This window comes from Mesorhizobium sp. WSM4311, assembly GCF_002295115.1.
Taxonomy (GTDB): Bacteria; Pseudomonadota; Alphaproteobacteria; order Rhizobiales; family Rhizobiaceae; genus Mesorhizobium.
Genome location: NZ_NSFV01000007.1, coordinates 99575 through 124978, shown reverse-complemented (window position 1 = coordinate 124978; position 25404 = coordinate 99575). Strand labels below are relative to the sequence as shown.

Sequence of the window (25404 nt, the reverse complement as noted above, 5' to 3'; positions counted from 1 at the left end):
CCAGTGCGACTCAGGCGTTGCCGTAGGTCTCGAACAGCACGCCGGCCAGCGCGTCCTTGGCCGAGGTTCCCGACCAGACGACGAACTGGAACGCCTGGAAATAGCATTCACAGGCTTCCAGCGCAGAGGACAAAAGCACCTCGACCTGCTGGCTCGACGGCTCGACGCCACCGGCCAAAAGCAGCGACTGGCGGAACATGATCGCGCCTTCCTGCTCCCAGAGGTCGAAATGGCCGAACAGCATCTGTTCGTTGATCAGCGACAACAGCCGCATCACTTCCAGCGCGCGGGTCTCCGGCACCTTGATGTCGAAGGCGCAGGCCAGGTGCAGCGCCTCGAAATCCTCCATCCAGGAGAAGGAGACGTGATAGTCGGTCCAACTGCCTGCGACCGAGATCGAAATTTCATCGTCGCCGGCCCGTTCGAAGGACCAGTCATTGTTGTGGGCCACCTGCTCGATAACATCCACCGGATGGATTTCGCGGGAGAATTCGAGTTCGAGAAGTTCCATGGAATGCTTCCTGTCGTTCTGAGGAGCGCCGCCACACGCTCCGCGGGAGGGCACACACAACGAACAATCTGATCTAGAACTCGGACGGCCAGGACTTCTCGACGCAAAGACCCCAGACCGGACCCCACCGCCCGGCCGCATGACCCTGCTCCGAATCATGCAACAAATTCAGTCTATTGATCGGGAGTCGCGTGAACAGCCCAATTTTTCGCACTGCGTCATTCGCATGTGGAAAGGCGCTGTCACAAAGATTCATGCAATGCCGTTAAGCGATTCACGGCAAAGCGATTTTCAGGATCGGACTATGTGGAAAAGTTTAACGATTATTTTTTTGCGCGGGGCTTCGCCGCCGCCGCTGGTGCGGCATCGCCGGCGAGTTCGGCGAGCTTCGCCTCGAGCGCTTCGATGCGGGCGGCAAGCCTGGCATTCTCGTCCCGGGCCTTGGCGGCCATCTCGCGCGCGACCTCGAATTCCTCGCGCTGCACCACGTCCATCGAATTGAGGATGCGCTCCGCCTGGCCCTTGAAGGCGGTCTCGACCTCGCGGCGCACGCCCTGCGCGGCACCCGCGGCGTCGGTCATCAGCTTGGCGAATTCATCGAGAATGCGGTTCGGTCCGGTCGACATGGCAAATCCTCGCTTTGCTCGAAATGACGTAGTGGCGCGGAGCGCCGAATGCAAGAACGTTGAGGGCTGGTGCGGCCTCTGCGTTGCTATGGCGCATGGCGATGCCTTGCCTGCGCCAAGCTTTCAAATGGCCCCAAGCTGTACTTGAGGACGCCAAATCGCCTACTGTGCGGTCATCACGCAGTGCCGCAGCACGCTCCAATCAGGGTCACCCAATGGCAACGCCCCCGCGCCGACCGACAAATCCGTTCGCAGCCGCCGAAGCGGCATTCAAGCCGGTCAACAAGCCGGCAGCGCCCATTCGCGAACCCTCGACCGCCCCGAATGTCCGCGAGCTTGTCTCGATCCGCATCGACCGGGCCGTGCTCGACCATTTCCAGGAAGACGGCCCCGGCTGGCAGGACAGGATCAACGACGCATTGCGGCAGTGGGTGGCCGCCAAGGGTTGAACTCACCACTCATGGCGCGATGGCTCGCAATGGCGATCCGTCGCGACCCCTGACGGCGGCCGGCTTGCCTTGACCCTGCCAAAACCCTGCCGCATGGTCCGCGCCCGAATGCGACCGCAACCGAGAGCTCCCCGTTGAACGAATATTTCCTGCTGCCGCTGGCCTCGTTGCCCTTCCCCAACATCAACCCGATCCTCATCCAGATCGGGCCGCTGGCGGTGCACTGGTACGGCGTCGGCTACATCGTCGGCATCCTGTTTGCCTGGTGGTATGCCAAGCGGCTCGCCGCCAATCCGAAGCTTTGGCCCGACGGCATCCTGCCGATGAAGCCGGAGGACCTCGACGATTTCATCGTCTGGGCGGCCATCGGCGTCGTGCTCGGCGGCCGCACCGGCTATGTGCTGTTCTATGACCTGGCGCGCTACATCGCGCATCCGCTCGACATCTTCGCCGTCTGGCAAGGCGGCATGTCGTTCCATGGCGGCCTGCTCGGCGTCATCCTCGCCATGACGCTGTTTTCCATCAAGCGCGGCATCCGCACCTGGTCGCTGTTCGATGTCGTGGCCGCCGGCGTGCCGGTTGGGCTCGGCCTGGTGCGCGTCGCCAACTTCATCAATGCTGAACTCTGGGGGCGGGTAACAGACGTGCCGTGGGGCGTCATCTTCTGCAACGAACGGCTTCAACAAGCTCAAGCACTTTGCCCAGCCGGCCTGGATCCTCGCCATCCTAGCCAGCTCTACGAGGCCCTGCTCGAAGGCCTGGTGCTGTTTGTCGTGCTACGCGTCCTCACCCATTCGCGCCTCAAGCTGAAGACGCCCCGCTTCGTCGCGGGCGCCTTCATCTGCGGCTATGGCTTGTCGCGCATCTTCGTCGAATTCTTCCGCCAGCCAGACCAGCAGCTCGGCTACCTCCTCGGCACCAACTGGCTGACCATGGGCATGATCCTGTCGACGCCGATGGTGCTGGCCGGCATCTGGGCGATGGCGACAGCCAAGCCGGTGAAGCAAGCGCAGCCGCAGGCGACATGACGCGGCTGAAGACCCGCATCGTCGACCTGATCGAGGCACTCGGCCCCCTTCCCGTCAACGAGTACATGGCGATGTGCCTGTTCGACCCCGCGGACGGCTACTACACGACACGCGAGCCCTTCGGCGCCGCCGGCGACTTCGTCACCGCGCCCGAGATCAGCCAGATGTTCGGCGAACTCGTCGCCGTCTGGCTTTATCAGGTTTGGGCAGCGATTGGCCGGCCGATGCCGGTCACCACCGCCGAGATCGGCCCGGGTCGCGGCACGCTGATGAAGGACATGCTGCGCACCCTGTCGCGGCTCGACCCGGTCCTGGCCAATGGCGCCGCCTTCGCCATGATCGAGACCAGCCCGCGCCTGACTGAAATCCAGAAGCAGACGCTGGGCGCGACGCCTTTCGCGGTTCGGTGGCACGAGACCATCGACACCCTGCCCGATCAGCCGCTGCTCATCGTCGGCAATGAATTGTTCGACGCCGTGCCGGTCCGCCAGTTCGTCCGCGCCGGCACGGGCTGGCGCGAGCGCATGGTCGGCCTCGACGATGAGGACGAGCTGCGCTTCTTCGCCGGCGCCGGCTCGATTGACTCGGCCCTATTGCCCCTCGACGCCGCTGAAGCGCCGCAAGGCGCGATCGTCGAAGTGGCACCGGCTCGCACTGCCCTGATGGCCGCCATTGCCGGGCGCATCGCCCGAAACGGCGGCGCTGGGCTGTTTCTAGACTATGGCCATCTCCAGCCGGGTGTCGGCGACACGCTGCAGGCCTTGCGCCGACACGATCACGAAGATGTGCTGGCCAATCCCGGCGAGGCCGATCTCACCTCGCATGTCGATTTCGCCGCCCTTGCCGCCACCGTACGCGCGCATGGTCTCGACGCGCATCTGTCGACGCAAGGCAATTTCCTGCTCGGCATGGGCATTCTCGAGCGCGCCGGCCGGCTTGGCGCCGACGGCGACCAGGCGGCCCGCGACAAGATCACCGGCGATGTCGAGCGTCTCGCCGGACCGCAGGCCATGGGCGAACTGTTCAAGGTGCTTGCCGTCCTGCCGCGCGGTGTGCCGATCCGGCCCTTTGCGACGGCGGATTGACTTTTCACCGCTGCCCCTCCCAATCTCCCGTCCGGTAGAAGAGCGGCAGAACAGCCGGCCACCTCGCTTCCGGACTTTTTCTTGACGAAACCGCCCACACGGACAACAACGCCCGCATGCTGAATCAGACCAAACCGGATCCCGTTCGGTCGCCGCTGCTGGACAAGGCGCAGGCACAAGGCATCCGCCATGGCTATTTCACCCGGATGGGCGGCGTCTCGACGGGCATCTATCAGGGCCTCAACATCGGCACCGGGTCGGATGACGACAAGGCCCTGGTGGCCGAGAATCGCGCCCGTGTCGCCGCCTGGATGGGCGTGCCGGCGAACCATCTGCTGACCGCCTGGCAGGTCCATTCGCCCGACGTCATCGTCGCCAGGGAACCCTTTGCCGGCGAACGGCCCAAGGCCGATGCCATCGTCACCGACCGCCCGGGCATCGCCATCGGCGCCTCGACCGCCGACTGTGGCCCGGTGCTGTTTGCCGATTCCGGCGCGCGCATCATCGGCGCGGCGCATGCCGGCTGGAAAGGTGCCTTTACGGGCGTGCTGGAGAACACCGTTGCCGCCATGGAAAGCCTGGGCGCCCGGCGCGAAAACATCGTCGCCGTGCTCGGCCCCTCGATCGGCCCCGCCAATTATGAAGTCGGGCCGGAATTCGTTGCCCGCTTCGTCGAGGCCGACGCGCAGAACATCGGCTATTTCGCGCCCTCCGCCACATCAGGCCATGCCATGTTCGACCTCAACCGCTACACGGTCGACCGGCTCATCAGGGCCGGCGTGACCGCCGAGGGCCTCGGGCGCTGCACCTATGGCGAGGAAGATTTGTTCTACTCCTACCGGCGCACCACGCACCGCAAGGAACCCGATTACGGCCGGCAGGTTTCGGCCATCGTTTTGGAGAGTGAATAATGGCGCTGCATTTTGAACGATCGGAATTTGACGCGCGGCGCGACCGGCTGATGATCGAGATGGCCGAGAAGAAGCTCGACGCCATCCTGCTATTCGCGCAGGAAAGCATGTACTGGCTGACCGGCTACGACACCTTCGGCTTCTGCTTCTTCCAATGCCTGGTGGTGAAGGCCGACGGCTCGATGGTGCTTTTGACCCGCTCGGCCGACCTTCGCCAGGCGCGCCACACCTCGATCATCGACAACATCGTGCTGTGGACCGACCGCAACGGCGCCAACCCGGCGGTCGACCTGCGCAATCTGCTCAACGACCTCGACCTGCTTGGCGCCCGCATTGGGGTCGAATACGACACCCATGGCCTGACCGCCTATAATGGCCGCCGGCTGGACGAGCAGTTGCAGACCTTCGGCCAGATCGCCGACGCGTCCGGCATTGTCGGCCGGCTGCGCCTGTTCAAGAGCCCGGCCGAGATCGCCAAGGCCGAGAAGGCCGCCAACCTCTCCGACGACGCGCTGGACGCGGCACTGCCGCTGATCAAGCAGGGCGGCGACGAGGCGCTGATCCTGGCCGCCATGCAGGGCGCGGTCTTTGCCGGCGGCGGCGACTATCCGGCCAACGAATTCATCATCGGTTCGGGCGTCGATGCGCTGCTGTGCCGCTACAAGGCCGGCCGCCGCAAGCTCACCAAGAACGACCAGCTGACGCTCGAATGGGCCGGTGTCTTCCATCACTATCACGCGCCGATGATGCGCACCGTGCTGACCGGCAAGGTGTCGAAGCGCCATCAGGAGCTGTTCGATGCCGCGCGTGCCGCCCTTCTCTCGGTGGAAAAGGCGATGACGCCGGCCAATACGTTCGGCGACGTCTTCGACGCCCACGCCCGCACCATGGAGGCGCACGGCCTGACCAAGCACCGGCTGAACGCCTGCGGCTATTCCGTCGGCGCCCGCTTCACGCCGTCCTGGATGGACATGCCTATGTTCTACCAGGGCAATCCCGAGCCGATCGCGCCACACATGACGCTGTTCGCCCACATGATCATCATGGATTCCGAGACCGAGACGGCAATGACGCTTGGCCGCACCTACCTGACCACCGAATCCCAGCCGAAGCCGCTTTCCCGCCATGATCTCGACTTGATCGTACAGTGAATCCATAATGGGAGGCGTTCTTCGCCAAGGAGTTAGAAGGCAAATGAGACGATCGCATGTGACGACCGTGTCATTGCTTGTGGCATTGGCTCTGGCTGCCTGCACCAACGCAAAGGACGTTCTCGAACCATCCGCCATCACCCCGCCGGCCGCCTCGGCGCAGCCCGTGCCGGGAGCCCAGGGTGGCACGACGGCCACCGTTGCCGCGACGTCACCCACCGCGCCTGCCGCCACCACGAGCGCTGCTGCAACCACCACCACGCCGCTCACCTCGGCGCAAAGTGCTGCCATCCTGTCGAAGACCCGGCTGCAGATCGCGCCGATCGTCGGCGCTTCGGTCGAGGCCGCGACCCCGCTGACGGCGGAACTGCAGACGCGCGCCAGGCAGCGTGGCATTACGCTCGCCGGCAGCGCCGACCAGACCGCGACCCATGTGCTGAAGGGTTATTTCTCGGCGATTTCGGAGGGCAAGGACACCACCGTCATCTATGTCTGGGACGTCTACGACCCCTCAGGCAACCGCCTGCACCGCATCAACGGCCAGATGAAGGCGCCTTCCGGCGCCGGCGCCGGCGCCGACAGCTGGAAGGGCGTCTCGCCGGCCACCATGCAGTCGATCGCCGACCAGACCATCGACCAGTTCGCGGCATTCCTGGGTGGCAAGGCTGGCTAGCAGGGCATGCTTGAGTGTTGCCTCTCGGCGATGGCACGAACCTTTCTTCAGCTTAGCCGGCGGATTCCCGATCTCGGCGCTTGCAATACCAGCGCGGGCCGCTAAAAGCCCGATTAAAAGGTCCGGGAGAGTCTGTCAGGCCTTCCCATCCTCCACCAGGAACGGTGCATGAAACTCTTCGCGGGCAATTCCAACAGGGTGCTGGCCGAAGCGGTCGCCCGCTATCTCAACATCCCGCTGGGCAAGGCCACTGTCAGGCGCTTCGCCGACCAGGAAATCTTCGTCGAAATTCAGGAAAACGTGCGCGGCGAGGATGTCTTCATCCTGCAGTCGACCTCGTTCCCGACCAACGATCATTTGATGGAGCTGCTCATCATGATCGACGCCTTCATGCGCTCCTCGGCCAAGCGCATCACGGCGGTGATTCCTTATTTCGGCTATGCCAGGCAGGACCGCCGGGCGTCGGGCCGCACGCCGATCTCGGCCAAGCTGGTCGCCAACATGATCACCCGCGCCGGTGTCGACCGCGTTCTGACGCTCGACCTGCATGCCGGCCAGATCCAGGGCTTCTTCGACATCCCGACCGACAACCTGTTTTCCGTGCCGGTGATGGCCCGCGACGTGAAGGCGAAATACAAGCAGCTCGGCAATGTCGTGGTGGTGTCGCCCGACATTGGCGGCGTCGTGCGGGCACGTGCGCTGGCCAAGCGCTTCGACGCGCAGCTCGCCATCGTCGACAAGCGCCGTGAGCGCCCGGGCGAATCGGAAGTCATGAACATCATCGGCGCGGTCGCCGGCAAGGATTGCCTACTGATCGACGACATCGTCGATTCCGGCGGCACGCTGTGCAATGCCGCCGATGCACTCCTGGCCAACGGCGCCACCAGCGTCACGGCCTATATCACCCATGGCGTGCTGTCGGGCGGCGCTGTCGCCCGCATCAGCGGCTCGAAGCTGCAGGAGTTGGTGATCACCGATTCCATCCAGCCGACGCAAGGCGTGCTCGACGCCCCCAATATCCGCGTCATCTCGATCGCCGACCTGATGGGCGAGGCGATCTCGCGCACGGCGACCGAGGAATCGGTGTCGAGCCTGTTCGACTAACCCCCCGCGATCGACGAAACGTCGGCCAGGTAGAGCGGACGCCTCCTATTGTCGGCCCCTTGTCTGCGCCGCCCCGCGAGCAGAAATTTCTCCTGACGCGCCTGCCGTGGCATACTGCCCCCGTAGACAATGGAGGAGTAGCATATGCCAATCCGGCGAAGGACTTTGCTTGGGCTTGCCGTTTCTGTCGCGGCCCTCTTTTCGGCGCCAATGGCTTGGGCGGCCGATTTTCCGGACCGGACCATCACGATGGTTGTTCCCTTTTCCGCGGGCGGCTCCACGGACCTGGTCGCCCGCCTCGTCGCCAACAAGATGTCCGAAAACCTCGGGCAGCAGATTGTCGTCGAGAATGTCGGCGGGGCCGGCGGCAGCATCGGCGCGGCCCAGGTCGCCCGGGCCGATCCTGACGGCTACACGATTCTGATGGGCACGGTTGCGACACACGCGCTCAACCCGCTCATCCTCAAGACCAAGCCCTACGATGCGGAGAAGGATTTTGCTCCGATATCGCTGCTTGTGCTGGTGCCGAACGTCCTGGTCGTGAACCCTCAATTTCCTGCCCAGAACGTCAAGGAACTGATCGACCTGTTGAAGAAGGACCCGGACAAATACGCCTACGCCTCATCGGGTAACGGCACCCCGCTGCATCTCTCGGGCGAGCTTTTCAAGACGATGGCCGGCGTGAGCATGCAGCACATACCCTATAAGGGCGCCGGGCCGGCCCTGAACGATGTCATCGCCAACCAGGTGCCGATGATGTTCGACAACCTGCCGTCTTCATCGGGGCATATCAAGGGCGGGACGCTGCGAGCCCTGGGCGTCACCACCAAGGAGCGCGTTCCCTCCTTCCCCGACGTCCCGGCAATTGCCGAAACCATTCCTGGCTATGAAACCTACAGCTGGAACGCCCTGTTCGCGCCCGCGGGCACCCCCGCGGACGTGATCGAGGTTCTCCATAAGGCAGCAGCCAAGGCGCTGCAGGACCCCGATGTGATTGCGCGCATGGGCCAATTCAGCGCCTCGATCGTAGCCTCCACTCCGGAAGAGCTGGCAACGCATGTGAAGGCTGAACTCGCCAAATGGGAGCCGATCGTCAAGGCGAGCGGCGTTCAGATGGACTAGGCGTTAATGCGCTCCGGCATTGCTTACTATGGCGCCGGGGCCTCAAGGCGAGGCGGGGCTCGCCGCATGCCTTCGCTGTTGTCTCGCGCGCCGCGCATATAGCCGCGCGGCGACGAGCCCAGCATGCGCTTGAACATGGTGATGAAGGCCGGCACGCTGTCATAGCCGAGATCGAGCGCCACCCGGGTGATCGGCTCGCCATCGGCGAGCCGCGGCAGCGCCGCGAACAGGCAGGCCTGCTGGCGCCATGTCGACAGCGACAGGCCGGTCTGGCGCTGGAAGGCGCGCGTGAAGGAGCGCCGGCTCATGCCGGCGGCGTCAGCCCATTCGTCGATCGTCGCATGCGGCGACGGTGCGGCGACGAAGCGGCGGCACAGCGCCGCCAGCCTCGCATCGGACGGGAATGGCAGGCCGAGCGGCCGTTCCGGCAAGGTCGGAATCTCATGCAGCAATAGCTTCATGATCAACCCGCCGCGTCCTTCCAACTCGCCGCCTTGCGGCAGCTTCTCCGATTCCACGATCAGGCTGTGCATCAACGCGGTGACGCCGACGACACGCAAGCCCTCCGGCAGCCCCGGGATCGCGCCCGGCATGACATAGACCGAGCGCATCGAGACATCGCCCAGCATCTCGACGGAATGCTCGATGCCGGCCGGAATCCACATCGCGTGGTCTGGCGGCACCATCCAGCGCCCATGCCGCGTCGTCACCAGGACGACGCCGACCAGCGCGTGCAGCAACTGGCTGCGCCTGTGGCGGTGTTGCGGCACGTGGTAGCCGTCGGGATATTCGGTCGGCAACGCCACCGCCGGCCCGGCGACCTCCTCCAGCCATTGCCAGCGGCTCTGGTGCAACTGCCCGAGATCGGCATTGCCGGCGCGGAAGATTTCCCTGCCATGCGGCATCTTGTATGGCCCACTTGCGAAACTATTGGACCAAACCACGAAAGAAATCGCGCGGCAAGCGGCTTATAAGGCAACCGTCCCTGAGGCGGCCGCGGGAGCGTCCGCCAGATTGCCCGCGGGCGTGCCCGCCAAAAAGACCACGGAGCCTGCCTTGACCGATACGACAGCCGCCAGCGTCGCGTCACCAGCGACCGCCAGTCACGCCTCAGCCCAGGCGACGGCCTTCACCGTCATCCTGGCGGTGAGCTTCTGCCATTGCATCAACGACATCATGCAGTCGCTGCTATCGGCCATTTATCCGCTTCTGAAACAGAATTACGGCCTCGATTTCTGGCAGATCGGCCTGCTGACCTTCACCTTCCAGGTGACGGCATCCTTGCTGCAGCCGGTGATCGGCATGATCACCGACAAGCGGCCGATGCCCTATTCCCTGCCCTACGGCATGGCCTCGTCGCTGATCGGCCTGGTCGTGCTGGCCTATGCCGGGCATTATTATCTGCTGCTGATTGGCGCCTCGTTGATCGGCATCGGCTCGGCGATCTTTCATCCCGAATCCTCGCGCATCGCGCGTTTCGCTTCGGGCGGCCGGTTTGGCCTGGCGCAGTCGCTGTTCCAGGTCGGCGGCAATTTCGGCCAGTCGATGGGGCCGCTGCTGGCCGCCTTCATCGTCGTGCCGTTCGGCCAGACCAGCATCGCCTGGTTCGCCGTCGGCTCGCTGATCGGCATCGTCGTTTTGTGGCAGGTCGGCGGCTGGTACAGCCGCCTGCGCGCCGCGCAAGGCACCCGCAAGGCGGCAAGCTTCGTCTCGCCCTTCCCGCGCCGCAAGGTGATGTGGGCATTGATCGTGCTGACGCTGCTGGTGCTGAGCAAGAACGCCTACATCGCCAGCCTTGCAAGCTACTACACCTTCTACTCGATCCATAAGTTCGGGGTGTCGGTGCAGATGAGCCAGGTGATGCTGTTCCTGTTCCTCGGCGCCTCGGCGCTGGGCATCCTGCTCGGCGGCCCGTTCGGCGATCGCTACGGACAGAAGGCGATGATCTGGTTCTCGATCGTCGGCGTGCTGCCCTTCACGCTGGCGCTGCCCTACGCCAATCTGGAATGGACGATGGTGCTCACCGTGCTGATCGGCCTCATCCTGTCGTCGGCCTTCTCCAACATTGTCGTCTTCGCCCAGGAACTGGTGCCGGGCCGCGTCGGCATGATCGCCGGCATCTTCTTCGGCTTCGCCTTCGGCATGGGCGGCATCGCGGCGGCCGTGCTCGGCGTCGTCGCCGACATGAAAGGCATCGATTTCGTCTTCCAGATCTGCTCGTATCTGCCGTTCCTGGGCCTGCTGACGGTGTTCCTGCCCAACATGAAGGAAGCCCGGAAGGCGCTGGCAGCAGCCTAGCTTCGGCTGCCCCCGAACGGATACGGAAAGGCACCCGCCAAATGGCGGGTGCCCCTTTTTTCTTAGAGAACTCAGGCCTTGAAGAAGGCCAGCAGGTCGGCGTTGATGACATCGGCGTGGGTTGTCGCCATGCCGTGCGGGAAACCCTTGTAGACCTTGAGCTCGCCCTTCTTGAGCAGTTTGATCGACAGCAGCGCTGAGTCGGCGATCGGGACGATCTGGTCGTCATCGCCATGCATGACAAGCACCGGCACGTCGATCGCCTTCAGATCCTCTGTGAAGTCGGTTTCCGAGAAAGCCTTGATGCAATCGTAATGCGCCTTGGTGCCGCCCATCATGCCCTGGCGCCACCAATTGTCGATGACGCCCTCCGACACTGCCGCGTCCGGACGGTTGAAGCCATAGAACGGGCCGGCCGGGACATCCCGGTAAAGCTGGGCGCGGTTGGCTGCGACGCCGGAGCGGAAACCGTCAAAGACCTCGATCGGCAAGCCGCCGGGATTGGCCGCCGTCTTGAGCATGATCGGCGGCACCGCGCCGATCAGCACCGCCTTGGCGACGCGGCCACCTGAGCCGTACTTCGCGACATAGCGCGCCACCTCGCCGCCTCCGGTCGAATGGCCGACATGGATAGCGTTCTTGAGGCCGAGATGCGCGGCGAGTTCAGCGACATCGGCGGCGTAGGTGTCCATCTCGTTGCCGGTGTCCGTCTGCCCCGAGCGGCCATGGCCACGCCGGTCATGGGCGATGACGCGGTAGCCTTGTGCCAGGAAGAACAGCATCTGTGCGTCCCAGTCGTCGCTGCTCAACGGCCAGCCATGATGGAAGACGACGGGCTGACCGGTTCCCCAGTCCTTGTAGAAAATCTGCGTGCCGTCCTTGGTGGTGATCGTGCCGCTGCCGGAACCGGATTTCGTCTGCGAGGCCATCTCAATCTCCTTTAATTGTTTTTCACGATAAACAATATCGCGACATTTATATCGCTAGCGCAACCCTAAAGCCTTGTCCATAGAAATATGTATCGCGATATCATTTTTCGTGGTATTGAATTCCTACGTCGGCAAACAAGGAACGCGTCGTGCCACTCCCTTTGGACAATCAGCTCTGCTTCACGCTCTACGCCACCTCGATGGCGATCAACCGCACTTACAAGCCGATGCTGGACGAGATGGGGATCACCTATCCGCAATATCTCGTGCTCAACGCGCTGGGCGAGGCCGACGGCATGTCGGTCGGCAGGGTCGCTCATCGGCTTGCTTTGGAATCGAGCACCGTCACCCCCCTGGTAAAGCGCATGGAACAGGCCGGGTTGGTCACCCGCCAGCGCAGCCAGGCGGACGAGCGCCAGGTCCAGATCGACCTGACATCGGCCGGGCGCGCGCTGCTCGTCCAATGCACCTGCCTCAACGAGACCTTGATCGAGCGCTCGGGCATGACGCTGGCGGAGCTCGATGCGCTGAACCGGCAAATCCAGGCGCTGCGCGATGCGTTGAGCGGCGTTCGGTAGCCACCGGCTGAAGCTTGAGTGCCTCGGCGCGGCTTGAACTGCGCTCGCACGGCATCGAAATGCTCCTTGGTTCGCCTCTCGTGCCCAGGCTGGCACGAAACGAAATTTCGAGCATGAGGAGTTACGGGGAATTGACCCACAGGCTCTCGATTCTGCTATAGGGCTCTCGATTCTGCTGTAGAGAATGCCGCGGCGAAGATGAGATGAATGGGTGTCAGCAGCCCCAGGATAAATGGCTTCGTCATGACCTCCGGCAGTGGAGAAATTCCCAAGACTTGCTTGCGTTCTCTGCGCTTTTTCTGGATTCGCCATGCACGCCCAGCCGCTTCGTGTTCTGACCCTTCTGGTGCGTCACGGGACCGAGAAGTATCCGACCGCGTGGCAGGACTTGCGAGCTATGTTCGCTCGCCAGATGCCGGACGTTGCGCATCGCATGCTCGTGATCGACAATTCGCTGCCGGTCGGTCATGGCTCTGATTTGGACCGCGGCGTCGAGCTGATCGGCGCGTCGAACGAAGATTGGGAATTCTCCGCGTGGGACCGCGGCATCAACCATACCGGCGCCAAACTTCATCACTATGATCTGGTCCACCTGGCCACTTCGGCTTTCGCGGCATCCGCATCTGACCATCTCAAATTGATCGATGGTGGCTCGTTGCGGTCGTTGCTTGGTTTTCAGGGAGCGCTGGGTTGCATTGATTCTCGCCGTGAGGCTTTCTCGATTTTCGGAATCGGTTCGCAGGCTTGGCTCCGCAGCTCGTTCATCCTGATGACCCCGCGGCAACTCAGCAGCCTGGGATCCCTGGTAAGCGTCGGCAGGGACGCGCCGATTTTTAGCGGCAACCCTCGACAGCCCTTCCGTGAAGACGCACCGATCTCGCAAGCATATCAGCAGTTTTTGCTGCATTGGCTCACCGGCGACGGCGACGGCGAAGAGGTAATCTGGCATTCAAGGTTCGATCTCACACCTGAAACGCTGCCGTTTTTCGAAAGCAAGGCGCGGGCTATTCTCAATGAGCTGATGCTCACCAACCGGTTGCTGGCCAATGGATGCGCGCTTGTTGACATGACATGGTTGGCGCAAAAGGTCCGTGCGGCGAGCTCGGAATCCGAGATTGATATTCCGGACTGGCGCGTGCAAATCAGCTCCCGAGCGCGAGTCAAACGCACTTTGATCCAAAAGCTTCGCCGCTGGTTGTCTAAACATATGCCGCGGCAAAGATGACTGCCATCGCTGGTTGCCCACCGCAGACACGGCAAATGCTGGCGGACTGTCAGACGAAGATCGGTCCTCGATCTGCCCTTCATGCCTTCCAGCCCGACCGCTTGCGCCTCTCGCCACCTTCCGCTATAGAGCCGCCACCCGCGTAGACACCCTTGGAGGCAACGCGGCGGAAGGCTGCCTTCCCTTGTGATCCCGAACAAAGCTCCGTCTCAAAGCGGACGCCCTCATTCGGACATCGAGGTCTGGCGGCTTTCGACGTTTTCGGCTTGGGCAATCTGCCCTCCGCAAACGCTCCATAACACGCGAAAGGAAAAGCCATGAGCCACGATACTTACGAGCTCAAGGCCGAAGCGCGCGAACAGGTCGGTAAGGGGTCCGCCCGTGCAGTTCGCCGCAACGGTAAAGTGCCTGCAGTAATCTATGGTGACAAGCAGCCTCCCCTGGCGATCGCTCTCACCTACAAGGACATCTACTACAAGATCCACGGCGGCGGGTTCCTGACCACGGTCGCCACGATCGATGTCGACGGCAAGAAGATCCAGGTCCTGCCCAAGGACTTCCAGCTCGACCCGGTCAAGGATTTCCCTGTCCATGTCGACTTCCTGCGCATCGGCAAGGACACCGAAGTCAATGTCGACGTGCCTGTCCACTTCATCAATGAGGACAAGTCTCCCGGCATCAAGCGCGGCGGCGTGCTCAACATCGTGCGTCACGAAGTCGAGTTCCACTGCCCGGCCAATGCCATCCCGGAATTCATCACCATCGATCTCACCGGCACCAACATCGGCGACTCGATCCACATCTCGGCGGTGAAGCTGCCGGCCGGCGTCAAGCCGGTCATCTCCGACCGCGACTTCACCATCGCGACCATTGCCGGTTCGTCGGCGATGAAGCCGGAGGTCGAAGAGACGGCCGAGGTGGCTGCACCTGAAGCGGCACCTGTCGCCGAAGAGAAGTAACTCTTTCCCGCCCGGAGCAGACGATGCTTGTCTTTGCAGGCCTCGGCAATCCGGGCGCGAAATACGCAGATAACCGGCACAATGTCGGCTTCATGGCGGCGGACGCAATTGCCCGCCGCCATTCCTTTTCGCCCTGGTCGAAGAAATTCCAGGGCCTGATCGCCGAGGGCACGATTGCCGGCGAAAAGATCATCCTGATCAAGCCGCAGACCTTCATGAACCTGTCCGGCCAGTCGGTCGGCGAGGCGCTGCGCTTCTACAAGCTCGAGCTTTCCGCGCTCACTGTCTTCTATGACGAGATCGACCTTGCCGAAGGCAAGCTGCGCATCAAGACCGGCGGCGGCGCCGGCGGCCACAACGGCATCCGCTCGATCGACGGCCATGTCGGCAACACCTATCGTCGCGTGCGCATCGGCGTCGGCCATCCCGGCGTCAAGGAAATGGTCCAGCACCATGTGCTCGGCGATTTCGCCAAGGCCGACCGCGAATGGCTCGATCCCTTGCTCGAGGCGATCGCCGACAACGCCGCCATGATCGTCAAGGGCGACGAATCCGGCTTCATGAACAAGGCCGCCCTCGCCATCCAGGGCAAGGCGATAGCCGAGCTGGAAAAGCCGGTGCAGAAGCAGCAGCCCAAACAACAAAGCCACATCCGCCAGGCGCGGTCGCAACAAGCACCCGCCAAACTGCCGGAGACCGGCCCGATGGCTGCCATGCTGAAGAAACTCTTCGGCAACAAGGACTGAGCGCGTAGGCATGCGGCCTTACGGGGCTTGACGTTGATCACCCCTATCGCCCATAGCCCTCATCAAATTTCGCTTTTCCGATAGGACTGGACAAAATGGGTTTCAAATGCGGCATCGTTGGCTTGCCCAACGTCGGCAAGTCGACGCTCTTCAACGCGCTGACCAGAACGGCGGCGGCGCAGGCCGCCAACTATCCGTTCTGCACCATCGAACCGAACACCGGCGAGGTGGCGGTGCCCGACCCGCGCCTGCAGAAGATCGCGGCTATCGGCAAGTCCAAGGAGATCATCCCGACCCGCATCTCCTTCGTCGACATTGCCGGCCTGGTGCGCGGCGCCTCGAAGGGCGAAGGGCTGGGCAACCAGTTCCTCGCCAACATCCGCGAGGTCGACGCCATCGTGCATGTGCTGCGCTGCTTCGAGGATGACGACATCACCCATGTCGAGGGCCGCATCGACCCTGTCGCCGACGCCGAGACGGTCGAGACCGAGCTGATGCTCGCCGACCTCGACAGCCTCGAGCGCCGCATCGTCCAGATCCGTAAGCGCGCCGGCAGCAAGGACAAGGAAGCAACGACCGTGCTGCCGATGATGGAGGCAGCGCTCGAGCTGCTGCAGGCCGGCAAGCCGACCCGCATATTGCTCAAGGGCATCTCGGCGGAAGATTTGCGCATCCTGCAGGGCCTGAACCTGCTGACCTCGCACCCCGTGCTCTATGTCTGCAATGTCGCGGAGGCCGATGCCGCGACCGGCAACGAGCACACCAGGGCCGTGGAAAAGATGGCTGCCGCGCAGGGCGCCGGCACGGTGGTGATCTCGGCCGCGATCGAGGCCGAAGTCGCCCAGCTCTCCGACGAGGAAGAGATGGAATTCCTGTCCTCGCTCGGCCTCGACGAGCCCGGCCTCAACAAGGTCATCCGCGCCGGTTATGAGCTTTTGCATCTCATCACCTATTTCACCGTCGGGCCGAAGGAGACGCGCGCCTGGACCATCCACAAGGGCGACAAGGCCCCGCAGGCCGCCGGCGTCATCCACACCGACTTCGAACGCGGCTTCATTCGCGCCCAGACCATCGCCTATAACGACTTCATCACGCTGGGCGGCGAAGTGGCGGCCAAGGAAGCCGGCAAGGCGCGAGACGAAGGCAAGGAATATGTCGTCCAGGACGGCGACATCATGCTGTTCAAGTTCAATACCTGACGCCTGGCGGGTCGTCACCAGGATCTGGTGCTCGCCGGCCGGAGCATCCGCTACAATCTCGGCTCGAGCTGGATAGAGCCTTTTCTCGAACGGTACGGGCCGCCGGAAACCGAGCCGGCGAAGCTTTCCTGGTATCGGCTGCTCGACGAGTTCTTCTGAGCGGTCGATCCCGGCCCGGCTCCCGACGCTTGTCTTGATTTTGTCATGGCACGGGTCTAAGCGGCTGGCACACGGTCGCGCACGCGACGAAGAGCCGTGCAATCCGACACGACGCGCAATCCGAACGAACCTTCGCAGGGGAGATCTGGCGATGATCAAGGCATTTGTCGTGGACAATGATCGCCTGCGCGTCGTCGACGACCTGCTGGCCGATGGCGACAGGGTCGTCTGGGCCGACCTGATCAGTCCGACCAAGGAAGAAGAGGCCACCATCGAGAACTGGCTCGGCGTCGCCGTCCCTACCCGCGAGGAGATGGAGGAGATCGAGATTTCCAGCCGCCTCTACATAGAGGATGGCGCCTACTTCATGACCGCCACTTTGCCTGCCCAGACCGAGGTCGACGATCCCCTGATGTCGCCCGTCACCTTCGCGCTCGCCGGCAACAGGCTGATCACCATTCGCTATCATGAACCCAAGGCCTTCAAGACCTTCCCGCTGCGCGCCGAGAAGGTGGCGACCGGCTGCACCAGCGGCGACACCATCCTGATCGGCCTCCTGGAAGCGATCGTCGACCGTCTGGCCGACATCCTCGAACGCGCCGGCCGCGATATCGAGACGATTTCACGCGACATTTTCCAAGCGCGCTCGACCAAGGTGTCGAAGCGCAACCGCGACTTCCAGGAGCTCTTGAAAGCCATCGGCCGCAAGGAAGATATCGCTTCGTCCGTGCGCGACAGCCTGATCTCGCTGCAGCGCCTTGCCGGCTTCCTCGCCCATGTCGCGACCCAGACCAAGATGAGCAAGGATGTCCGCGCCCGCATCAAGACCTTGTCGCGCGATGTGCTGTCGCTCGCCGACCACGCCACCTTCCTGTCGCAGAAGATCTCCTTCCTGCTCGACGCCACGCTCGGCATGATCTCGATCGAGCAGAACGCCATCATCAAGATCTTCTCGGTCGCCGCCGTCATCTTCCTGCCGCCGACACTGGTCGCCTCGATCTACGGCATGAACTTCGACGTCATTCCCGAGCTGAAATGGGAGTTTGGCTATCCCTTCGCCATCGGCATGATGATCCTGTCGGCGATCCTGCCCTTCTGGTATTTCCGCCGCCGCGGCTGGCTCTGACCGCTGCCGCCGGCGCCGGCTGCCTCAGGCTGGCTCACCAGAAAGGACTTGACCAAATCGCTGCCGGCCTGCATCCGGGTTGCCCGATCCTTGGGATTTGACCGGATTGCCGACATGAGCGCAAAGACATGGGCCTATGAGGATTTCGTCGAGGGCGCCTCGTTCGACCTCGGCACGAAACAGGTGAGCGCGGCCGAGATCATCGAGTTCGCCAGTGAATTCGATGCCCAGCCGATGCATCTCGACGAGGAAGCCGGCAAGGCCAGCATCCTCGGCGGCCTCTCGGCCTCGGGCTGGCACACCTGCGCCATGTTCATGCGCATGCTGTGCGATGCCTTCCTTTTGGACTCCACCTGCCAGGGCGCGCCCGGCGTCGACCAGGTCAAATGGAAGAAGCCGGTCCTGGCCGGCGATACGCTCAGAGGCAATTTGGTTGTCCTGGCCAAACGCCTGTCGCGATCGAAGCCGCAACTCGGCTTCATCACCATGCGCAGCGAACTGGTCAACCAGCGCGGCGAAAGCGTCTTCGAGCTTGAGAATTCCGTCATGTTCCTGACGCGCGATGCCGCGGGGTATCAGGCATGACCCTGGATGAATTCTTCCGCATCGGCACCACGATGACGCTGGGCTCGCACACATTCGAGCCCGAGGCGATCAAGGCGTTCGCCCGCAAATATGACCCGCAGATCTTCCATATCGACGAGGAGGCCGCCATGAAGAGCGTGCTCGGCGGGCTTTGCGCCTCCGGCTGGCACACCGCCGCCACCTGGATGAAGCTCAACCTCGAAGCGAGCATGGATGCCGAGGGGGCCAGTTGGAGGGGCCCCGGCCCGGCCCCGGAATTCGGCCCCTCGCCCGGCTTCAAGAACCTCAAGTGGCTGAAGCCGGTCCATGCCGGCGAGACCGTCACCTTCAGCCGCACCGCGCTGTCCCATCGCGCCATCGCCTCGCGCCCCGGCTGGCGAATGCTGTCGCTGCGCGCGGAAGCTTTCGATTCGACCGGCGACAAGGTGCTGGAGTTTGAAAGCGCCGTGCTGGTGAAGGTAGAGTAGCCGCAACGCCCCTTCCTTCTCCCCTTGTGGGAGAAGGTGGATCGGCGCACAGCGCCGAGACGGTTGAGGGGTGTTCCAGCGGAGTGAGGCGTTGGCGTTCCCTGGAACACCCTCATCCGTCGCCTTCGGCAACACCTTCTCCCACAAGGGGAGAAGGAAGAACCGCCTCTCAATGTCCCTCCAACCCGATCAGCGTCCTTACCGGCACGCCAAGCGCCTCGAGCTTGGCGCGGCCGCCGAGATCGGGCAGGTCGATGACGAAGCAGGCGGCAAGAATATCGGCGCCGATCTGGCGCAGCAGCTTGACCGCCGCTTCCGCCGTGCCGCCGGTGGCGATCAGGTCGTCGACCAGGATCACCTTTTCGCCTGGGGAAATGCCGTCCTTGTGCATTTCCATTTCGTCCAGCCCGTATTCCAGGCTGTAGGCGACGCGCACCGTCTCGAAAGGCAGCTTGCCCTTCTTGCGGATCGGCACGAAGCCGGCCGAAAGCTGGTGGGCGACGGCCCCGCCCAGGATGAAGCCGCGTGCCTCGATGCCGGCGATCTTGTCGACCTTCTGGCCGGCATAGGGATGCACCAGTTCGTCGATGGCGCGGCGGAAAGCGCGCGCATTGCCAAGCAGCGTGGTGATGTCGCGAAACAGGATGCCGGGCTTGGGATAATCCGGGATGGTGCGGATCGCCGCCAGCAGCGTGTCTTCGAGCGAAGGTTTCATGAGGCGGCTCCGGATGATCCAGCTGACAGGTTTGGAACGCGCGGGAGGCTGATCGTAGCCCGACGCGACCGACAACGGCTAGCGCGATGTGGCGGCCGAGACAAGCGCGTCCGGCAAAGGATTGGCCTGGCCAGGCGCAGTGACCGTCCGCGCCGATGCTCTGCTGGTCACCGGAAGCGCAGGTTCTCGCGCGACAATTGTCCGATCGAACTGCAGCCCATCAGCTTCATGCCGCGTTCGATCTCGACCCTCATCTGTTCAAGCGCCCGTTCGACACCCAGCTGGCCGGCCGCCGCCAGCGGAAACAGATAGTAACGGCCGATGCCGACGGCCTTGGCGCCGAGCGACAGCGCCTTCAGCACATGCGTGCCGCGCTCTACGCCGCCATCCATGATGACGTCGATCCGGTCGCCGACGGCATCGACGATCTCGGCCAACTGGTCGAATGCCGCCCGCGAGCCGTCCAGCTGCCGGCCGCCATGATTGGAAAGCACAATGCCGCTGCAGCCGATCTCGACGGCGCGTTTGGCGTCCTCGACCGACATGACGCCCTTGAGGCAGAACGGGCCCGACCACTGCCTGACCATCTCGGCGACATCGTCCCAGGTCATCGACGGGTCGAGCATTTCGGTGAAATAGCGGCTGATCGACATCGTGCCGCCGCCCATGTCGACATGTTCGTCGAGCTGCGGCAGCTTGAACCCCTCATGGGTGAAATAATTGATCGCCCAGGCCGGCTTGAGCGCGAACTGCGCCATCCCCGCGAGGTTGAGCTTGAAGGGAATGGCAAAGCCGGTGCGCTTGTCGCGCTCGCGGTTTCCCCCGGTGATGCTGTCGACGGTCAGCATCATCACCTCGACGCCAACTTGCTTCGCCCGCTGCATCATCGCCCGGTTGAGGCCGCGATCCCGGTGGAAGTAGAACTGGTAGACCTGCGGACTGGCACTGATCCCGCGCGCCTCCTCGAGGCTGACCGTGCCAAGCGAAGAGACACCGAACATGGTGCCGTATTTGGCGGCGGCCTTGGCCACCGCGCGCTCGCCCTGATGATGGAACAACCGCTGCAGGGCGGTCGGCGAGCAATAGAACGGCATCGCCAGCTTCTGCCCCATCACCGTCACCGACATGTCGATCTCGCTCACCCCGCGCAGCACGTTGGGAACGAGGTCGCAGGTCTCGAAGCTTTCGGTGTTGCGGCGATAGGTGACCTCGTCGTCGGCCGCGCCATCGATGTAGTCGAAGATCGGCCCGGGCAGCCTTCGCTGCGCCATGCGGCGGAAATCGGAAAAGTTGTGACAGTCACGAAGCCGCATCATCGATTCCCAGGCCCATGGCAGGCCAGCATTCGCCGCCCTTCTATGCCTCGAATATCAATCCGATGCAGCCCTGCCAACGGGCTAATTGCGGAACTCGCGCCGAGCATGGCCGTGAACAGAAAAGGGGCGCCTGGAGCGCCCCTCGCGTCGAAGCCGACTGCTGACGGAATTTACATGCCGAGATCGGAACGAAGCTCTGCCCTGGCCACTTCGTATTCGGCCTTGAAGTCGTCCCGGTTGAGCAGGACAGCGGCAATGACGCTGCCGGAAATCCTGCCCATCTCGACGTCGGACGCATAGTGGATACCGCCAACCTCACGGTTGTGGGCGTATTCGGCCGCCCGCGCCATGATCTCGGCGCGCTTCTCCGGAACCATGTCGGCCAGGATGATGCCCATCATGGTTCCGACGGTGGCGTGGCCGGATGGCCAGGAGCCGGAGCTCGACAACTTGACCACAGGCTTGACGAGGTCGCTGAGCTGATGCGGACGCGGGCGCTTCCAGACATCCTTGGCCGGATCGACGACAGCGCCTTCGGTCTCGACCACGCGATCGAAGAAGGCGCTGAATTTCGGCAGCTTGTCCTTGTTGAAATTCGGCCCCATCACATTGGCAAAGCGCCAGACATTCTCCTCGGAGTCGGCAACGGCGCTGGCCACCATCTCGGGCGTGCGTGTCACCTGCAGCGTCAGCACCTCGCCAAGTTCGGCCTTGGTCTGCGCCGAATCGTTTGCCGGTGGCGGCGGCAGGATCATCGTCAGGTCGATGTCCTTGTACGTGACGAAGGGTTTTGCGTCTTCGGCCCGGGCGGCAGAGCCGATAACCAGCAACAGCAGACCGGCTGTCAGCGATGCGTATTTCTTCATGGGTGCGATCCTTTTGTGCGAATGGCGCAGGATCGCTGTTGGCGGTGACGGTCATGTGACACAGCCTGTCGCCGGACATGCAAGAAAGGCGCCTTTCGGCGCCTTTCTTGGTCGTTGGCTACGCCGGCTTAGTGGGCCACGCCTTCCCACACCTTGCGCTTGGTCAGGTAGACCAGCGCGCCGAAGAGCAGCAGGAACACCAGCACGCGGAAGCCCATCTTCTTGCGGTCTTCCATGTGCGGCTCGGCGGCCCACGTCAGGAAGGCCGATACGTCGCGGGCATACTGGTCGACTGTCTGCGGCGAACCGTCATCATAGGTCACCTGGCCGTCGGAGAGCGGCTTGGGCATCTTCAGCGACACGCCAGACATGAAGTACGGGTTGTAGTGCGTGCCCTCGGGAATGACCATTCCGGCCGGCGGCGTCTGGTCGTAGCCGGTCAGCAGCGAATGGATATAGTCGGGGCCGCCCGCGTCATACTGGGTGAAGATATCGAAGACGAACTGCGGAAAGCCGCGCTCGACGCCGCGCGCCTTGGCCAGCAGCGACATGTCGGGCGGGGCAGCGCCACCATTGGAGGCAGCCGCGGCTTCCTCATTGGCGAACGGCGCCGGGAAATGGTCGGACGGCTTGCCGGGACGGTCGAACATGTCGCCGGCGTCGTTGGGGCCGTCATGGATGGTGTATCCGGCGGCCAGCGTCTTGACCTGGGCTTCGTTGTAGCCGAGGTCCGACAGCGTGCGGAACGCCACCAGGTTCATCGAATGGCAGGCCGAGCAGACTTCCTTGTAGACCTTCAGGCCGCGCTGCAGCTGCGCCTTGTCATAGGTGCCGAACGGGCCGGTGAAGCTCCAGCTCATTTCCTTCGGCTCGTCGATGGGGAAATGCGTGGGTGCCGCGGCGTTGTGCGCCTCTTCGGCCGCGAACGCTGCGGTGCCGGCGGCCACAAGGCCGACCAGCGCCAGCGAGGTGAGAATCTTTTTCATGCCAAATCCCCTTAGATTCTCTACCGCTCAGCCCTTGGTCTCTGGCGCGGCCGTGGCGCCCGCCGGATGCCCGCTGCCACCCTTGTTCTTTTCGAGCACCGCCTCGGTGATCGAGTTCGGCAGCCTGCGCGGCGTCTCGATCAGGCCAAGCACCGGCAGCGCGACCAGGAAGAAGGCGAAGTAGAAAAGCGTCGCCATCTGCGCCATGAAGACATAGCTGCCTTCCGCCGGCTGCGAGCCCAGCCAGCCGAGCAGGATGGCATCGGCCACGAACAGCCAGAAGAACAGCTTGTACCAGGGCCGGTAGACCGCCGAGCGCACCTTGGAAGTGTCGAGCCAGGGCACCAGGAACAGCATGACGATGGCGCCGAACATGCACAGCACGCCGCCGAGCTTGGAATTGATCGGCCCGATGTTGAAAGTGATGGCGCGCAGGATCGCGTAGAACGGCAGGAAGTACCATTCCGGAACGATATGGGCCGGGGTCTTCAGCGGGTTGGCGACCGTGTAATTGTCAGGATGGCCGAGATAGTTCGGCAGGTAGAAGACGAAATAGGCGAAGACGAACAGGAACACGATCATGCCGAATGCGTCCTTGATGGTCGCGTAGGGCGTGAAGGCCACGGTATCGGTCTTCGACTTGACCTCGATGCCGGTCGGGTTCGACTGGCCCACGACATGCAGTGCCCAGACGTGCAGCACGACGACGCCGGCAATCATGAACGGCAAGAGGTAGTGCAGCGCGAAGAAGCGGTTCAGCGTCGGATTGTCGACGGCAAAGCCGCCGAGCAGCAGCTGCTGGATCCAGTCGCCGACCAGCGGAATGGCGCTGAAGAAGCCGGTGATGACGGTGGCGCCCCAGAAGCTCATCTGCCCCCATGGCAGCACATAGCCCATGAAGCCGGTCGCCATCATCAGCAGATAGATGATGCAGCCCAGGATCCACAGCAGCTCGCGCGGCGCCTTGTAGGAGCCGTAATAGAGGCCACGGAAGATATGGATGTAGACGGCGACGAAGAAGAACGAGGCGCCGTTGGCATGCAGGTAGCGCAACAGCCAGCCGGAATTGACGTCGCGCATGATCTTTTCGACGGAGCCGAAGGCGAGATTGGTGTCGGCCGTGTAGTGCATGGCCAGCACGATGCCGGTCAGGATCTGCGCCGCCAGCATGATCGACAGGATGCCGCCGAAGGTCCAGGCATAGTTGAGGTTGCGCGGCACCGGATAGGCGACGAAGCTGTCATAGACCAGCCGGGGCAGCGGCATGCGGGCGTCGAACCAGCGTCCGAGACCGGTTTTGGGCGTATAGGTCGAGTGTCCCTCGCTCATCGAAATATCCCCTGCCTCAACCGATAAGGATCTTGGTATCGGAAATGAATTTGAATACCGGCACAGCCATGTTTTCCGGTGCCGGGCCTTTGCGGATGCGGCCGGCGGTGTCGTATTGCGAACCATGGCACGGGCAGAACCAGCCGCCGAAATCGCCTTCCTGGCCGAGCGGGATGCAGCCCAGATGCGTGCAGACCTGAACCATCACCATCCAGGCTTCCTTGCCGGGCGTGGTGCGGTTGGCGTCGGTCGCCGGCGCATCGGCCGGCAGATTGGCGTTGCGGGCGATCGGATCCTTGAGATCGGAGAGGTTGACGGCCTCGCCGTCCTTCATTTCCTTTTCGGTGCGGTTGCGCACCACGACCGGCTTGCCGCGCCACTTGACGATCAGCGACATGCCAGGCGTCAGCGAGGTGACATCGACTTCCACCGAGGCGAGCGCCAGCGTCGAGGCATCGGGGCGCATCTGGTCGATGAAAGGCCAGGCGACGGCGCCGGCTCCGACCACGGCAGCCATGCCCGTGGCGACATAAAGAAAATCTCGACGATTGGGATCGTGGATGTCGGTTGCGCTCACGGGTGCCTGATCCTTTCGCCTCTTCCGCGCCGGTGGCCGAGCCTTGTTCCCCGCTCAATCACGCCAACCCGACAGCGCATGGCGAACAGGCTAGCGAATTCCTCCGGCATTTGGACTTCGGTTTATGCGTGAAGCCCGTTTTTGTCCAGACGGCTCAAGGCACAAGGGCAGATTGTCGCGGGGACAAAATCCCCTATTGTCCGGTGGAACGGCAAAGGGCCGCAAAAGGCTGCTAAACAACCGGGAAATATCAGCAAAATCCAAGGCTCAAGCTTGCCTCGACACGGGGCGCCGGTGTGATCTATCCTCCATCGCATGGCGCACGTCATAGACCGCGACGAATGGGCAGTTCGCTCCGACCATTGGAAGGGCGAGTTGCAAGGCGGCGCCTACGGCTCCAGCTCCTGCCTGATTTTCAACTACCTGCCCGATGTCGGCGGCGGCCCACGGCTGCATTCCCACCCTTATGCGGAGATCTTCATCATCCGCCAGGGCACCGGGCTGTTTACCGTGGGCGACAAGGAAATCGAGGCTTCCGCCGGCCAGATCGTCATCGTGCCACCCCACACGCCGCACAAATTCACCAATCTCGGTCCGGGCCCGCTGGAAACGACCGACATTCACGAGAACGGCACGTTCATCACAAAGTGGCTCGAGTGACGGTTCAAGGCCCTGTCGAATTCC

At 63.1% G+C, this 25404-nt stretch carries 29 protein-coding genes; 19 read left to right on the top strand and 10 right to left on the bottom strand.

Annotation, left to right across the window (positions count from 1 at the left end):
- Positions 1 to 10: 10 nt before the first annotated feature.
- The gene (locus CK226_RS19730; RefSeq protein WP_013893499.1) at positions 11 to 511 is read right to left on the bottom strand and encodes a YbjN domain-containing protein; all 501 of its coding nucleotides are present in this window, start codon (positions 509 to 511) and stop codon (positions 11 to 13) included.
- Between the two features lie 323 nt (positions 512 to 834).
- Positions 835 to 1137: an accessory factor UbiK family protein gene (locus CK226_RS19725; protein ID WP_095792798.1), complete on the bottom strand. Its 303-nt coding sequence runs from the start codon at positions 1135 to 1137 to the stop codon at positions 835 to 837.
- A gap of 215 nt (positions 1138 to 1352) precedes the next feature.
- Here CK226_RS19725 and CK226_RS19720 point away from each other — a divergent pair, with 215 nt between their 5' ends.
- The 8 genes from CK226_RS19720 to CK226_RS19685 all read left to right on the top strand — a co-directional run bounded on the left by CK226_RS19720 (position 1353) and on the right by CK226_RS19685 (position 8660).
- Positions 1353 to 1586: a BrnA antitoxin family protein gene (locus tag CK226_RS19720; RefSeq protein ID WP_095792797.1), complete on the top strand. Its 234-nt coding sequence runs from the start codon at positions 1353 to 1355 to the stop codon at positions 1584 to 1586.
- 134 nt (positions 1587 to 1720) lie between these two features.
- Positions 1721 to 2614, top strand: coding sequence for a prolipoprotein diacylglyceryl transferase (gene lgt, locus CK226_RS19715; protein WP_095789066.1), 894 nt, complete (start codon positions 1721 to 1723; stop codon positions 2612 to 2614).
- Positions 2611 to 3699, top strand: a complete 1089-nt coding sequence (locus tag CK226_RS19710) for a class I SAM-dependent methyltransferase (protein WP_095773541.1) — start codon at positions 2611 to 2613, stop codon at positions 3697 to 3699. Before lgt ends, CK226_RS19710 begins: the two co-directional genes overlap by 4 nt.
- Before the next feature lie 116 nt (positions 3700 to 3815).
- The gene (gene pgeF / locus CK226_RS19705) at positions 3816 to 4610 is read left to right on the top strand and encodes a peptidoglycan editing factor PgeF (RefSeq protein ID WP_095773540.1); all 795 of its coding nucleotides are present in this window, start codon (positions 3816 to 3818) and stop codon (positions 4608 to 4610) included.
- Positions 4610 to 5761 (top strand): Xaa-Pro peptidase family protein, encoded by a 1152-nt coding sequence (locus tag CK226_RS19700; protein ID WP_095792796.1) that lies wholly within the window; start codon positions 4610 to 4612, stop codon positions 5759 to 5761. Before pgeF ends, CK226_RS19700 begins: the two co-directional genes overlap by 1 nt.
- Before the next feature lie 43 nt (positions 5762 to 5804).
- Entirely contained in the window at positions 5805 to 6434 is a 630-nt protein-coding gene (locus CK226_RS19695) for a hypothetical protein (RefSeq protein ID WP_095792795.1), read from the top strand.
- Between the two features lie 168 nt (positions 6435 to 6602).
- Positions 6603 to 7538 (top strand): ribose-phosphate pyrophosphokinase, encoded by a 936-nt coding sequence (locus tag CK226_RS19690; RefSeq protein ID WP_010911102.1) that lies wholly within the window; start codon positions 6603 to 6605, stop codon positions 7536 to 7538.
- 144 nt (positions 7539 to 7682) lie between these two features.
- Positions 7683 to 8660: a tripartite tricarboxylate transporter substrate binding protein gene (locus CK226_RS19685; protein ID WP_095773537.1), complete on the top strand. Its 978-nt coding sequence runs from the start codon at positions 7683 to 7685 to the stop codon at positions 8658 to 8660.
- Between the two features lie 26 nt (positions 8661 to 8686).
- On the opposite strand, the gene CK226_RS19680 is transcribed toward CK226_RS19685, so the two are convergent.
- Positions 8687 to 9565, bottom strand: coding sequence for a helix-turn-helix transcriptional regulator (locus tag CK226_RS19680; protein ID WP_095773536.1), 879 nt, complete (start codon positions 9563 to 9565; stop codon positions 8687 to 8689).
- A gap of 151 nt (positions 9566 to 9716) precedes the next feature.
- On the opposite strand from CK226_RS19680, the gene CK226_RS19675 reads away from it, so the two are divergent.
- The gene (locus CK226_RS19675; RefSeq protein WP_179295989.1) at positions 9717 to 10958 is read left to right on the top strand and encodes an MFS transporter; all 1242 of its coding nucleotides are present in this window, start codon (positions 9717 to 9719) and stop codon (positions 10956 to 10958) included.
- Positions 10959 to 11029: 71 nt separating this feature from the next.
- On the opposite strand, the gene CK226_RS19670 is transcribed toward CK226_RS19675, so the two are convergent.
- Complete coding sequence (locus tag CK226_RS19670; protein WP_095792794.1) at positions 11030 to 11887, bottom strand: alpha/beta hydrolase; 858 nt, start codon at positions 11885 to 11887, stop codon at positions 11030 to 11032.
- 149 nt (positions 11888 to 12036) lie between these two features.
- On the opposite strand from CK226_RS19670, the gene CK226_RS19665 reads away from it, so the two are divergent.
- The 9 genes from CK226_RS19665 to CK226_RS19625 all read left to right on the top strand — a co-directional run bounded on the left by CK226_RS19665 (position 12037) and on the right by CK226_RS19625 (position 18931).
- Positions 12037 to 12465, top strand: a complete 429-nt coding sequence (locus CK226_RS19665) for a MarR family transcriptional regulator (RefSeq protein WP_095792793.1) — start codon at positions 12037 to 12039, stop codon at positions 12463 to 12465.
- A 310-nt stretch (positions 12466 to 12775) separates the two neighbouring features.
- Entirely contained in the window at positions 12776 to 13690 is a 915-nt protein-coding gene (locus CK226_RS19660; protein ID WP_095792792.1) for a hypothetical protein, read from the top strand.
- 317 nt (positions 13691 to 14007) lie between these two features.
- Positions 14008 to 14649 carry a 50S ribosomal protein L25/general stress protein Ctc gene (locus tag CK226_RS19655; protein ID WP_095773532.1) on the top strand — a complete coding sequence of 214 codons (642 nt, stop codon included), beginning with the start codon at positions 14008 to 14010 and terminating at the stop codon, positions 14647 to 14649.
- A gap of 23 nt (positions 14650 to 14672) precedes the next feature.
- Complete coding sequence (gene pth / locus CK226_RS19650; protein ID WP_095792791.1) at positions 14673 to 15395, top strand: aminoacyl-tRNA hydrolase; 723 nt, start codon at positions 14673 to 14675, stop codon at positions 15393 to 15395.
- A 95-nt stretch (positions 15396 to 15490) separates the two neighbouring features.
- Entirely contained in the window at positions 15491 to 16594 is a 1104-nt protein-coding gene (gene ychF, locus CK226_RS19645; RefSeq protein ID WP_095789060.1) for a redox-regulated ATPase YchF, read from the top strand.
- 27 nt (positions 16595 to 16621) lie between these two features.
- Positions 16622 to 16753: a hypothetical protein gene (locus CK226_RS35575; RefSeq protein ID WP_280951030.1), complete on the top strand. Its 132-nt coding sequence runs from the start codon at positions 16622 to 16624 to the stop codon at positions 16751 to 16753.
- A 151-nt stretch (positions 16754 to 16904) separates the two neighbouring features.
- Complete coding sequence (corA, locus tag CK226_RS19635) at positions 16905 to 17879, top strand: magnesium/cobalt transporter CorA (protein ID WP_095773530.1); 975 nt, start codon at positions 16905 to 16907, stop codon at positions 17877 to 17879.
- Between the two features lie 114 nt (positions 17880 to 17993).
- Positions 17994 to 18464, top strand: a complete 471-nt coding sequence (locus CK226_RS19630; protein ID WP_095792790.1) for a MaoC family dehydratase — start codon at positions 17994 to 17996, stop codon at positions 18462 to 18464.
- Positions 18461 to 18931: a MaoC family dehydratase gene (locus CK226_RS19625; protein WP_095792789.1), complete on the top strand. Its 471-nt coding sequence runs from the start codon at positions 18461 to 18463 to the stop codon at positions 18929 to 18931. The genes CK226_RS19630 and CK226_RS19625 overlap by 4 nt, the downstream gene beginning before the upstream one ends.
- Before the next feature lie 169 nt (positions 18932 to 19100).
- On the opposite strand, the gene CK226_RS19620 is transcribed toward CK226_RS19625, so the two are convergent.
- The 6 genes from CK226_RS19620 to petA all read right to left on the bottom strand — a co-directional run bounded on the left by CK226_RS19620 (position 19101) and on the right by petA (position 24720).
- Positions 19101 to 19646, bottom strand: coding sequence for an adenine phosphoribosyltransferase (locus CK226_RS19620; protein WP_095792974.1), 546 nt, complete (start codon positions 19644 to 19646; stop codon positions 19101 to 19103).
- A 167-nt stretch (positions 19647 to 19813) separates the two neighbouring features.
- On the bottom strand, positions 19814 to 20959 hold the full coding sequence (locus CK226_RS19615) for an alpha-hydroxy acid oxidase (protein WP_179301085.1): 1146 nt from the start codon (positions 20957 to 20959) through the stop codon (positions 19814 to 19816).
- Between the two features lie 173 nt (positions 20960 to 21132).
- Positions 21133 to 21828: a phosphatase PAP2 family protein gene (locus CK226_RS19610; protein ID WP_095773526.1), complete on the bottom strand. Its 696-nt coding sequence runs from the start codon at positions 21826 to 21828 to the stop codon at positions 21133 to 21135.
- Positions 21829 to 21956: 128 nt separating this feature from the next.
- Positions 21957 to 22814 (bottom strand): cytochrome c1, encoded by an 858-nt coding sequence (locus CK226_RS19605; RefSeq protein WP_095773525.1) that lies wholly within the window; start codon positions 22812 to 22814, stop codon positions 21957 to 21959.
- Positions 22815 to 22841: 27 nt separating this feature from the next.
- Positions 22842 to 24143: a cytochrome b N-terminal domain-containing protein gene (locus CK226_RS19600; RefSeq protein WP_095773524.1), complete on the bottom strand. Its 1302-nt coding sequence runs from the start codon at positions 24141 to 24143 to the stop codon at positions 22842 to 22844.
- Between the two features lie 16 nt (positions 24144 to 24159).
- The gene (gene petA / locus CK226_RS19595) at positions 24160 to 24720 is read right to left on the bottom strand and encodes a ubiquinol-cytochrome c reductase iron-sulfur subunit (protein ID WP_095792787.1); all 561 of its coding nucleotides are present in this window, start codon (positions 24718 to 24720) and stop codon (positions 24160 to 24162) included.
- Between the two features lie 315 nt (positions 24721 to 25035).
- Between petA and CK226_RS19590 the strand changes: the two genes are divergently transcribed.
- Complete coding sequence (locus CK226_RS19590) at positions 25036 to 25380, top strand: cupin domain-containing protein (protein WP_095773523.1); 345 nt, start codon at positions 25036 to 25038, stop codon at positions 25378 to 25380.
- The last annotated feature ends 24 nt before the right edge of the window (positions 25381 to 25404 follow it).